Source organism: Haliscomenobacter sp. (assembly GCF_040403615.1).
GTDB lineage: Bacteria > Bacteroidota > Bacteroidia > Chitinophagales > Saprospiraceae > Haliscomenobacter.
Genome location: NZ_JBBAKG010000154.1, coordinates 1 through 10,903 on the forward strand (window position 1 = coordinate 1; position 10,903 = coordinate 10,903).

Consider the following 10,903-nt stretch of genomic DNA (forward strand, 5'->3'; position numbering starts at 1 on the left):
CTATAATCAAGACGAAAGCATATAGTTTTATCAATTTATTCGCTATTTTTTTTGTTTTTTTTATCGTGATGGATGTCTTGACTTATTGGATCAAATTACCCAGTATTTCTGGTTCAATTTTTGAAAACGAATTTAAACAAAGTCCAGGTCTTTTTTTTACTAGCATGGTCTTCATCGCTCCGATTTTAGAAGAGCTGATTTTCAGAGGTGTTATGTTCTCATATCTACTAAAACATAAATCAGAATGGGCAGCGATACTGTTTTCTGCCTTACTTTTTGGATTGGTTCATGTCAGCCCTGATCAAGTAGTTTGGAGTTTTTTGGGTGGTATTTTCTTGGGCTATGCCTACCTAAAATCGCAAAATATTCTGGTTCCTATACTGTTTCATGCACTGAATAATTTCCTGTATTACATTTATATGTGCAATAACATTTCATCATGGCTTGACTTAATAAAAGATTAGAATATCAGATAGACTAAAAGTGGCCCATCTTTTTTCATGCCCTCAACAATGCCCTCAACTTACTTTTTATGTCAGATAATGCAGACTCTATTATAGAATTCTTTAACTCCTAAAACCAGCACGACCATGCCTCTTTTCAAAAAAATACTCCTGGCTTACTTTCTGATCGCCGCAGCGCTACTCTTCAAGCTCGATCTTGATCCACGGAATTTTCTGTTTGTGGCTCAACCCGCAATCATTGCGCTGTTGTATTGGCGAAAACAACTCGATATAAAATTGGAAACCGTTCAGAACATAGCTTTTTTCGGTTTTTTGGTATTTTATGGCTTCGACCTGATCATTCAGATCTATGACACATTGAAGGACAATGATACCCTCGTGAAAAAGTCAATTGTGTTGAAAGTCCTATTCTGTCTAGCTGTAGGAATGGCATTTAGCAAAGAAAAAGAAGTCCCTGCTGAGGAAGCTGATTGAAACTTACGCACCAAAAGTTACATTTCGGTATATTAAGCTTAATGGCAAATGGACATCTATGGACTTGAAATGAATGGTCGTTTCAATGCCCACAAACTCTTCTTCTTCCCATGTGTGCGGTGTGGAACGAAATAGGGTCAATATTTCTGAATGGTCTTGTTGTACTAGTACATATTCTTGGAAAGACTCCAAGGATCGATACCGTAAAAATTTATCTTTTCGATCATAATCTTCTGTAGTGGGAGACAAAACTTCAACAATCAAAATTGGATTGACAATGGCTTGAGCATCACTTTCTGCTATTATGGGGGTTTCCGCTACGACTATGGCGTCTGGATACAGGTAAAAATTGAGCTTTGGCAGGAAGATTTTTTGGTCACTTCCAAACAATTCTAGTCCGGTTTTTTTATCCAATTCATTACCCAAATATTGCAAGATATTCTTTGAAATGCGGTTGTGGTTGATGCTTCCTCCTGACATATGAATTACTTCACCATTATAAAATTCATGTCGCTCACCCGTACGAGCTTCAATCTCGAGGTATTCAGCAACGGTGTATTTGCCGTTCAAGAGAACTGATTGTTTAGACCGGTATTGCAAACTTGTCGCTGCCATGTTTTCATTTTTGCAACCTAAAGATAGGTCATTTTTCGAATCAATGCAATGGTTCCGCGTCACTTCCCCTCCTCACGATTGAAACTCATGCCTGATCCTAAAATCCCGGGTGCCTTGCTTTGAATGGCTTCGCTCCGATTTGTTGCGTTTGCTCGCAATCTTGATGACGCGCTTGAATTTGTAGCGCAGAATATGGACGACCCCCAACAGGCAATGTTTGCGTGGCCCCGTGAATACAAAGGTTTGTTTTTGATTGAGAAAGTCCTTGTGAATGAGTTCGCATTTGGGAGAAGCACCGTACAATGCGGCCAAACGCACGGAGTTGGTACCAAAGATCAGTTGCTGAGTGCCATACACCCACAGCGCATACCCCACACAAAACCAGACAAAGAAATTGAGCCAGGTCTTTTTGCGGGTGCTGGGATCCATCCAGAAGCAACACATTTCGGTGTGCGGTACGGAGGCTTTGACTTGTTGGTACATTTCCTCGCGGTATTCGCTGCCCACAAATACCTCCAGGGTGCGTAGGGTATCGCCGGTGCCGAGCACAAAACCGCCCACCATGCGGGATTTCCAATGAATGGCAAAAACCTGATTGTTTTCGTAATAGTCGCGGTTGACCTTGAAACCAGAGCACTGGGTGTATAGGCTGGCATAAACGTCCAAGGCTGGAGCGGTTTTGATTTTGTTGAATTTTGGTAAGTAGAACATAGCGATTTTTTTTGTAAGTGCTTTTTGCCTTACAAAGGTGCAGGGATCAGCTCCCCTGCGCATCCACATCTTGATGTGGGTAGTCGCTGTGTTCTAGGAAATTCGCGGCAATTGGATGGAGATTAAAAAGCCATTGGTTGTAACTACTTGAAAGGTGGCGCCAATTTGTTCGGCGCGCATGCGCATGTTGCCCAATCCTGACCCTGTCGTTTTGTAGTCTTTAATTTTGACCTGGCCATTGTCGTGGATGGTCATTTCAAGGCCATTGGTACCCAGTTTTTGGAGCTTGACGCTGACTTTATCCCCTGTGGAGTGTTTGGCCGCGTTGGTGATGGCTTCTTTGTAGATGAGGTACAGGCTTTGTCGCACCTGAGAAGGTACATTCTTGTGCATGGCCAGTTGATCTACCTGTAAGTCGAGTAAGATGTCTTTCGGGGTCAGCGTTTCTTCGGCGTGCTCGCGCATGCGGTCGATCAGGTTCTCGAGTTTGTCCTGGCGGGCATCGATTGCCCATACGGTATCGCGCATGCGCGACATCGCGCTGCGACTCAGTTCGCTGATGCGCCGAAGCTTGGGTTTGTTTTTTTCTGGTGCGGTCAATTCCAGGATTTCTGACTGCATGGCGAGTCCAGATAAAATAGTGCCCACATCGTCGTGCAAGTCGCTGGAAATGCGTACCCGAATGCGTTCAATTTTGAGGGCTTGCTGGAGGCGGTAAGTGAAGATGCCGTAGGCAATGATGGTGATTAGAGCGATGCAGAGGAGGTAAAACCACCAGGTGCGCCACCAGGGGGTAGGAATGTAAAAAGACAATTTTTTGGCTGCACTTTCCGGCATCCAAATCCCGTCGGCATTGGTGGCAATTACTTCCAGCGTGTACGAGCCTGGTGACAACTTAGAAAAACGGACAAAGGCAGGGTTTGGGGTTTCAATCCATTTGGAATCCTGCCCAATCAAGCGGTATTTGAGCCGAATAGACTCCAGATCGTTGTATTCGATGGCTAAAAAGTCAAAAGACAGGGTATTTTGTTGGTACCGTAGTCTTGGCATTTTTGAGCGCAACTGAACATTTCCCCAGGCCCTGGGGGCATCTACGTCATTTATTTTGATTTTTCCAATCATCAAGGGAGGAAAAGTATTCCTGTTTTTAATTGAATCTGGATGAAATACATTCATTCCATTAGGCCCACCCAGCCAGATTTCACCGTTGGAGGTTTTAAGCCAGACACGGGGGCTGAATTCCTGGCTTTGTAGCCCATCCGCTTGTGAAAAGCGATCCCAGTGTTTTTGTTGGATGTGGTACCGAATCAGTCCGTTGTTGCCACTCAACCAAAGGTAGCCCTTAGCGTCAGGGATGACAGTATAGAAGGTTTCCTTGGGCAAATTGGGGGCAGGTTGAAGTTTGCTTTTTTGCGGCACACTAATCGCTCGTCGATCCAGGCTATAAAGGCCTTTACTCGTGGCGATCCAAATCTTGTCTTGCATTTCACAAAAAGCATGACATTCTCCAACTTTGTCCAGATCAAGTACTTTCTTTAGCTGCTCTTTTTTTTTCTGGAGAATCAGCAAGCGGTGGTAGTTGTCCGCAATAAAATAGTACCCGTGCGCATCCTGATAGAAATTAGTAATATTTTGGAGTTGAAAAGGTTTGAGGTTGAGAAAAGGATGACGAGTAAAAGAATTGCCCTTGAATCTTAATTCATCAATGGTGTTTTGAATCGCAATTAATGATTTTTGGGATTGATTGTGTCCAATGTGGTTGATTACTTCGTATTGACCCAAAAAATACGCTAATTTAAAATTAAATTTTTTCTCATCAGTATTCCAGTACAATAAGCTATTGCGATAATTTGCCCATAAATGACCTTGATTATCTTCCACAAGGGCAGTGAATTCGGGTAAAATGGACACCATTGCATATGCACTATTTTCAAATTTTGTATCATGTAAAAGCAACTCCCGATTTTTGTTGAGCAAATAGAACCCAGAATCAAGCGTACTGACCCAAATTCTTTTCTTTTTATCTTCATAAACAGTGGTTATTGACTTGTTCTCAAGCTCGGGAATTTGATCAATTTTTTGGCTACTTAAACTTGCGTAAGCAATACCCTTGTCTTTTTGACTAATCCACAGGGTAAGCAATCGATCCACGTATATTTCTTGTAATGAATTACTAGTGAGCCCAAATTGGGTGTTCCGATCCACTAAAAATTGATCAACAAACTTCATACTTTGTTTATCAAAAACCAATAGTCCAGCAGCTTCGCTGGTCACTAAGAGATAACGGGTTGTCAAGGGAACGATGGACGACGTTTCTCCAATTCCTTGTTCGGTTACTTTTACCTTGTCGTTATAATCATTGATGATCCAGGCCGTATCTCTTTTAGGGTAGTAAACGCCTAAACCCATATTGACTGCTGCCCAAATAACACTATCTCCTTCAGGATAAGCACTGAATGTCCAGGTGTTTAAATTATTGAGAACCTCAGTGCCGTTCGCATAATTGGTAAAGGCTTTTTGTTGGCGTTTTCCTGTCTTAATATCTATGATTTGGACATCCCATTTACCTCCAAGTTGGGTTGAAACGACATGCGAAACTTCGCCTAAATGATCTGCAATTGCATAATGGAGATTCCCCTCTAAGGAGAAAAGGCGTCTGAATTTTTTACTTTTTACATTAAACACATAAAGATAAGCTCCTCCATTTTGCTCAATCTTTACCCATAAATCTCCATTTTTATGAAAATAAAAAGCAGTATATTTTTTTTTAATGGCTTCCTTTTTAGCTGATTTTAACTGAAAAGGCTCAAAAATACCTTTGTTGCGTTGATAGCAGTAAATTGATTCAGCGCTTGTAAACCATAAGTTTTTATTATCGTCTTCAAAAAAGGTGCTGGTAATCGTTTTATTGGTTAACTCAGGGTATGTTTTAATCTCTTGACCATTAAAACTATTCAGTCCATCTCGTGCACTAAGCCACATCAGACCATCATGGTCTAAATACATATAAGTACGATTACCCGTGGTAAATCCATGCTCCTTGCTGAGGTGTTGAAAATGAAGTTGGGTTTTATGCTGAGCAAAAGATGTCTGCATAAAACCCAAAAGCCAGATAACTATCCATTTCCTCGACATCCACATAGGCTGTGGCAACTTATTAGACATTATGTCTATCGTTTAAAGCTAGGCTATATCTGATTCGTCTTGCACTTGCAATCGCTGCCAGGCAATCAAATATTTTGTTCCAGCAATAGTTTCGACTACATCATCAGGAGCTACCATTGATTGAATTGCCTCACGGAGTTCAGCTTCAGTTAGCACAACATCCTGAACGTTATTGTCGCTTGGCCCTTCTGGTGCACAACGAGGCGGACATGGATCCGGGCAAATTATACAATTTCCTCCCTGACCACGTAATTCAATCCCGATGAGTGGTGTATGCTTGGCAGGTACCGCTAGATGGGTAAATGGAAATTTCCCATTTTCCAATAATCCAACTGTTTGAAAATTAATGCCGTTGCAATCTTCAACCTGCAACAATTCACGAATAACCTGGGCACTGAAGTAAGAGGCAAAGGTAGCATCCTGGCCACCGAAAACTACAGCAAATTTCCAAAATTGCCAAACAGAATCGGCTGCAAACCTTCGTGTTACACGATCAATTTGTATTTGTTCGGCTGTTCCGCGAGAAATAATATACCCAGGCATACCACGAAGATTTTCATCCACTTCATCTCCCGAACCAGTAACACCAACCACAATCAAACTGTTAATTTCGATCGCATTGTATAAGCGAATTCCAACGCAATCTGGACGATCATTGAGTACTTCGTTCAGAATTTCTGCGGGTAAGAACCCAGAAAGTGAATTTATTCCAAGTTCGCTCCCCAAGTCAATCACATTTTCATTGATCAACTCTTCTGCTTTTGAAAACTCAATTTTTTTTCCGGGTTCATCTGTAGTATGAAAAGGCATGGTTTTAGGTGTTTTTTGGTTAAAAATGTAGGTTCCTAGCTCAATTTTTCAAATCTCCCCCTCCAGCGACTTTCGAATCACTTCCGCTTTGCTATTCACTTCCAGAGTACGGTAAATCCGTTTGATGTGGTCGCGTACGGTATCGATGGAGATGTCGAGTTTGTCAGCAATCATTTTATAGCTCAGACCATCAACGATGCCTTGCACGATTTCTTTTTGGCGCACTGAGAGCTGCTCTCCTTCTTTGCGTTCCTTGGGCATAAAATGCTGGGCAATCTTGCGTGCAATGGAAGGCGACATATACGAACCACCCCGGTGTACCGTAAAAATGGCTTCCCGTATGGTTGCCAATGGCGTGCGCTTGGAGATGTACGAGCATGCCCCTGCACACAGGGAATTAAAGATTTTGTCCTCTTCTTCAAAAGTGGTCAGCATCACAATGTCTACTTCGGGATACTTTTGTCGGATGTGGTAAATGCCCTGGATGCCCGACATACCGGGCAATTCAATGTCCAACAAAATCAGATCAAGAGTCGGTCTGGAAGCGTCCTTGATGGCCTCCAAAAACTCCTCCATACTCTTGGCAATGAGTACTATTTTCAAGGACGGGTGCACCGCCAGAAAATTTTCCAGACTTTCGCGGATCACCGCGTCGTCTTCCACGATTGCCAGGTTGATGTTTTCCATAACACAAAGATGAAGAAAGGAAGGTCGGGGTTCAACCACATGATGATGTGGTCAGGGGTGTGTTTAGGGGCGATAAAAAAATAAATTGTTCATTTTGCCCCACTACTTAAAGTTGAAACTACTACTTTTTTTTAGTAAATGAAAAAAAATATCACTTAGTTTGATTTCTAAAATAAGCCTAAACTATTTTCGTTATCTTTGCGTTATCTTTGCGTCAGATTAGTAATTTAAACTTTAAAAATCCTTTTCAAACTCCGAACATGGATGCCATCGCAGTTGCCCAACAAAGCCTAACGAAAAAAGGCTACCTCGACCTGGAGGTAGACCCTACCCTCGATCTCTTCGCGGAAATCAACCGCTTGAAGAAAGAAAAAAACGCCATCATCCTGGCCCACTATTACCAGGAATCTGATATTCAGGATATTGCCGATTACATTGGCGATAGCCTGGGGCTTTCGCGCGAGGCGGCCAACACCGATGCCGACATCATCGTTTTTGCGGGCGTACACTTTATGGCCGAAACCGCCAAGATGCTTTCTCCACAGAAGAAGGTTTTGTTGCCCGACCTGAAAGCAGGTTGTTCTCTGGCCGATTCTGCTCCTGCTCCGCTGTTCAAAAAATTTCTGGAAAAATACCCGGATCACATTGTCGTCAGCTACGTCAACTGCTCGGCAGAACTCAAAACCCTGACCGACATTTGCTGTACCTCCACCAATGCCGTGGATGTGATCAACAGCATTCCGAAAGACCAAAAGATCGTTTTTGCCCCGGATAAAAACCTCGGAGCTTACCTGATCAAAAAGACGGGTCGCGACATGGTGTTGTGGAACGGTGCCTGTATGGTGCACGAGATTTTTTCGCAGGAAAAAATTGCCAAGCTGATGCTACGTCATCCCAATGCCGAATTCATTGCGCACCCCGAATGCGAAGCACCCTTGCTCGACAAAGCGCATTACATCGGCTCTACCACCGGTTTGCTGAAATACACGCAGAAAAGCGCTGCCAAAGAATTCATCGTAGCTACCGAAGCGGGTATTTTGCACCAAATGCAAAAGGCATCGCCCGATAAGGTATTCATCCCGGCGCCACCTGAAAACGCATGTGCCTGCAACGAATGCCCGCACATGCGTTTGAATACCCTGGAAAAACTGTACTTGTGCATGAAATACGAATCGCCGGAGATCATCCTGCCGGATTGGGTCATCGCACAAGGGCGGGTATGCATCGACCGCATGTTGGAGATTTCACAAAAGGCGGGGCATATTCATTAATCGTGCTCAACTTGAGATAAACATCATCCCGAATCTAAAACCGGGATGATGTTTATAATATCTTAGAACCAACCGGTTCCGTAGTTCATGAATGGCCAGGGAATACCTGCCAACATCACCAACAAACCAATCAGGTAAAACCAGAAGGTCGTGCTGAACTTTCCAGCATCGCTGGCCTTGCGCTTGGCACGGCTGTACCCGATAGTGATCAGCGCAATGGCAAAGATCATCATGGTCAGGTGTTCTACAGCAAAGAAACGCAACACCTTATCGCCCATCGCGTCGCCAAAAGCAACCACACGCGGACTTATAAAATACAAAATCAAACCAATCACCAATTGCAGGTGACTGAAAATCAGGGCAAAAAGACCCAGGCGTTTGTCTTTATTGGTATAGCTGGCTTTGCCTCCCATCTTGGTCAGGGCATTGAAGATGGCCGCCAAAAGCAACACCAAAACAACCCAGCGCAAACCTGAATGGGTGTGTACAAGCATTGGATACATAGAATATTGTTTATTTGATGAATGATTTTGTTGCGGGCGATCACAAAGGATTGCCCCTACCGGCCCATGTGTACTAACAACACCGAAATGTCCGACGGCGAAATGCCGCTGATTCGGCTGGCCTGGCCGATGGTACGCGGGCGCACCCGGGTCAATTTCTCCCTGGCTTCTTTCGATAAGGAAGGTAAAGCGTGGTAATCCAGTGTATCCCACAATTTCACTTCTTCCAGACGGTTCATTTTGTCTACCAGATCCTGTTCTTTGCGGATATAGCCCTCATATTTCATGTTGATTTCAGCCAACTCGATGCATTCCTGCGTATGGCCTTGAAGAAATTGATCCAGATCTGGCACAACAGCACGCATCTCGTCCAGGCCAATATTGGGGCGCAGCAGGATGGAACTCAGTTTCACCTTTTGCCGCGTAGCTGCACTTTCTTTAGACTCCAGATAAGCGTTGATTTGCTCAGGCGCAATGCCATAATCATCCAGAAAACGCTCGATTTTGCGGGCAGATTCTGCTTTGGAAAGTACGCGCTCCATGCGCTCTTCCATGCCCATTACCCCCAGTTTGTGGGCGAGGGGAGTCAGGCGCAGGTCGGCGTTGTCTTGGCGCAACAGGATGCGGTATTCCGCCCTTGAGGTAAACATGCGGTAAGGCTCCTGCGTGCCTTTGTTGACCAAATCGTCGATCAATACACCGATGTACCCTTCCGAGCGTTTGATGATCAGGGGGTCTTGCTCCTGGATGGCCAGATGGGCATTGAAGCCCGCCATCATGCCCTGGCAAGCAGCTTCTTCGTAGCCAGTAGTACCGTTGATTTGTCCGGCAAAAAAGAGGTTCTTCACCAGACGCGTTTCCAGCGTCAGTTCCAGTTGCGTTGGCGGAAAGTAATCGTACTCGATGGCATAGCCCGGGCGAAACATCTTGACGTTTTCAAACCCCGGAATCAGGCGCATGGCCTTGTATTGCACATCTTCAGGCAGGGAGGAGGAAAAGCCGTTGACGTATATTTCACAAGTATCCCAGCCTTCGGGTTCTACAAAGAGCTGGTGCCGATCCTTGTCCGCAAAGCGGTTGATCTTGTCTTCAATCGAAGGACAATAACGCGGCCCCAAGCCCTGAATGCGCCCGTTGAACATCGGGGAGCGATCGAAACCTGTTTTCAGTACCTCGTGTACTTCATTGCTGGTATAGGTAACGTGGCAAGGCAATTGCTTGGTGAGGCGGGGCGTATCGGTATAGGAAAATTTGCTGGGATTGTCGTCGCCAGGCTGCTCTTCCATGACGGCATAATTCAAGGTACGGCCATCTACGCGAGGCGGAGTACCAGTCTTCATGCGGCCCGCTTCAAAGCCCAGTTCCACCAATTGCTCGGTGATGCCCTTGGCAGCGCTTTCGCCTGCGCGACCACCGCCGAGCTGTTTTTCACCAATGTGGATGATGCCATTGAGGAAAGTTCCATTGGTCAGTACCACCGCTTTACCGGGTATTTCGAGGCCCATGCTGGTCACTACGCCGTGTACAACTCCACCGCGAATGACCAGACTCTTAACCATATCTTGCCAAAAATCCACATTGGGATGTGCTTCCAGCATGTTGCGCCATTTGCGGGCAAACAACATCCGGTCGCTTTGCGCCCTTGGACTCCACATGGCAGGCCCTTTGGAACGGTTGAGCATGCGGAATTGCACCATGGTGTGGTCGGTCACAATGCCGGAATAGCCGCCCAGTGCATCGATTTCGCGCACAATCTGCCCTTTGGCCACGCCACCCATGGCAGGGTTGCACGACATTTGGGCGATGGTTTGCATGTTCATCGTCACAAGGCACACTTTGGAGCCCAAATTTGCTGCTGCCACCGCGGCTTCACAACCGGCGTGGCCAGCCCCCACTACTATCACATCGTATTCGGGAAACATCAATCGCTATTTTTCAAGGGGTAAAGGTAAAGAAAAGGGATGGTTTTAATGCCATAGAACAGTAAAATGGGGGAAAACGTTCGGAGGGGAGAGTAGAACGTGCTATTCTAATTTACGCCATTTTAGTTCTAATTTAGCTAAACGATCAAATTGAGAGCTTCCTGTGACGTGAAAAAGTACATGATTTGAAAATTCCCCGCTTACTTCTTTTACATTGGCTTCTAAATAGTGTCTGTCCATTTAGTCCGTGCAGAAAGCCAAAGATGAGGGCTTAAAGCAGA

The 10,903-nt window shown here is 44.9% G+C and carries 10 protein-coding genes; 3 read left to right on the forward strand and 7 right to left on the reverse strand.

What is annotated here, in order from left to right:
* Nucleotides 1–464: CPBP family intramembrane glutamic endopeptidase (locus tag ABW391_RS26910; RefSeq protein WP_353485006.1), on the forward strand; the 464-nt coding region annotated here is incomplete at its 5' end.
* A gap of 126 nt (nucleotides 465–590) precedes the next feature.
* Complete coding sequence (locus ABW391_RS26915; protein WP_353485007.1) at nucleotides 591–938, forward strand: hypothetical protein; 348 nt, start codon at nucleotides 591–593, stop codon at nucleotides 936–938.
* A 3-nt stretch (nucleotides 939–941) separates the two neighbouring features.
* Here the strand turns inward: ABW391_RS26915 and ABW391_RS26920 are convergent, their stop codons facing one another.
* The 5 genes from ABW391_RS26920 to ABW391_RS26940 form a co-directional block, all read right to left on the reverse strand.
* Complete coding sequence (locus ABW391_RS26920; RefSeq protein WP_353485008.1) at nucleotides 942–1,553, reverse strand: Uma2 family endonuclease; 612 nt, start codon at nucleotides 1,551–1,553, stop codon at nucleotides 942–944.
* A 72-nt stretch (nucleotides 1,554–1,625) separates the two neighbouring features.
* Nucleotides 1,626–2,264 (reverse strand): hypothetical protein, encoded by a 639-nt coding sequence (locus tag ABW391_RS26925; protein ID WP_353485009.1) that lies wholly within the window; start codon nucleotides 2,262–2,264, stop codon nucleotides 1,626–1,628.
* Between the two features lie 93 nt (nucleotides 2,265–2,357).
* A complete protein-coding gene (locus ABW391_RS26930) occupies nucleotides 2,358–5,429 on the reverse strand; it encodes a sensor histidine kinase (protein WP_353485010.1) in 3,072 nt (1,023 codons plus the stop codon).
* 18 nt (nucleotides 5,430–5,447) lie between these two features.
* On the reverse strand, nucleotides 5,448–6,239 hold the full coding sequence (locus tag ABW391_RS26935; RefSeq protein ID WP_353485011.1) for a hypothetical protein: 792 nt from the start codon (nucleotides 6,237–6,239) through the stop codon (nucleotides 5,448–5,450).
* Between the two features lie 48 nt (nucleotides 6,240–6,287).
* Nucleotides 6,288–6,926 (reverse strand): response regulator, encoded by a 639-nt coding sequence (locus ABW391_RS26940; protein WP_353485012.1) that lies wholly within the window; start codon nucleotides 6,924–6,926, stop codon nucleotides 6,288–6,290.
* A gap of 260 nt (nucleotides 6,927–7,186) precedes the next feature.
* Here ABW391_RS26940 and nadA point away from each other — a divergent pair, with 260 nt between their 5' ends.
* Complete coding sequence (gene nadA / locus ABW391_RS26945; protein ID WP_353485013.1) at nucleotides 7,187–8,197, forward strand: quinolinate synthase NadA; 1,011 nt, start codon at nucleotides 7,187–7,189, stop codon at nucleotides 8,195–8,197.
* Nucleotides 8,198–8,259: 62 nt separating this feature from the next.
* Here the strand turns inward: nadA and ABW391_RS26950 are convergent, their stop codons facing one another.
* Nucleotides 8,260–8,700, reverse strand: coding sequence for a cytochrome B (locus ABW391_RS26950; RefSeq protein ID WP_353485014.1), 441 nt, complete (start codon nucleotides 8,698–8,700; stop codon nucleotides 8,260–8,262).
* A 56-nt stretch (nucleotides 8,701–8,756) separates the two neighbouring features.
* Nucleotides 8,757–10,622, reverse strand: a complete 1,866-nt coding sequence (gene mnmG, locus ABW391_RS26955; RefSeq protein WP_353485015.1) for a tRNA uridine-5-carboxymethylaminomethyl(34) synthesis enzyme MnmG — start codon at nucleotides 10,620–10,622, stop codon at nucleotides 8,757–8,759.
* Between the last annotated feature and the right edge of the window lie 281 nt (nucleotides 10,623–10,903).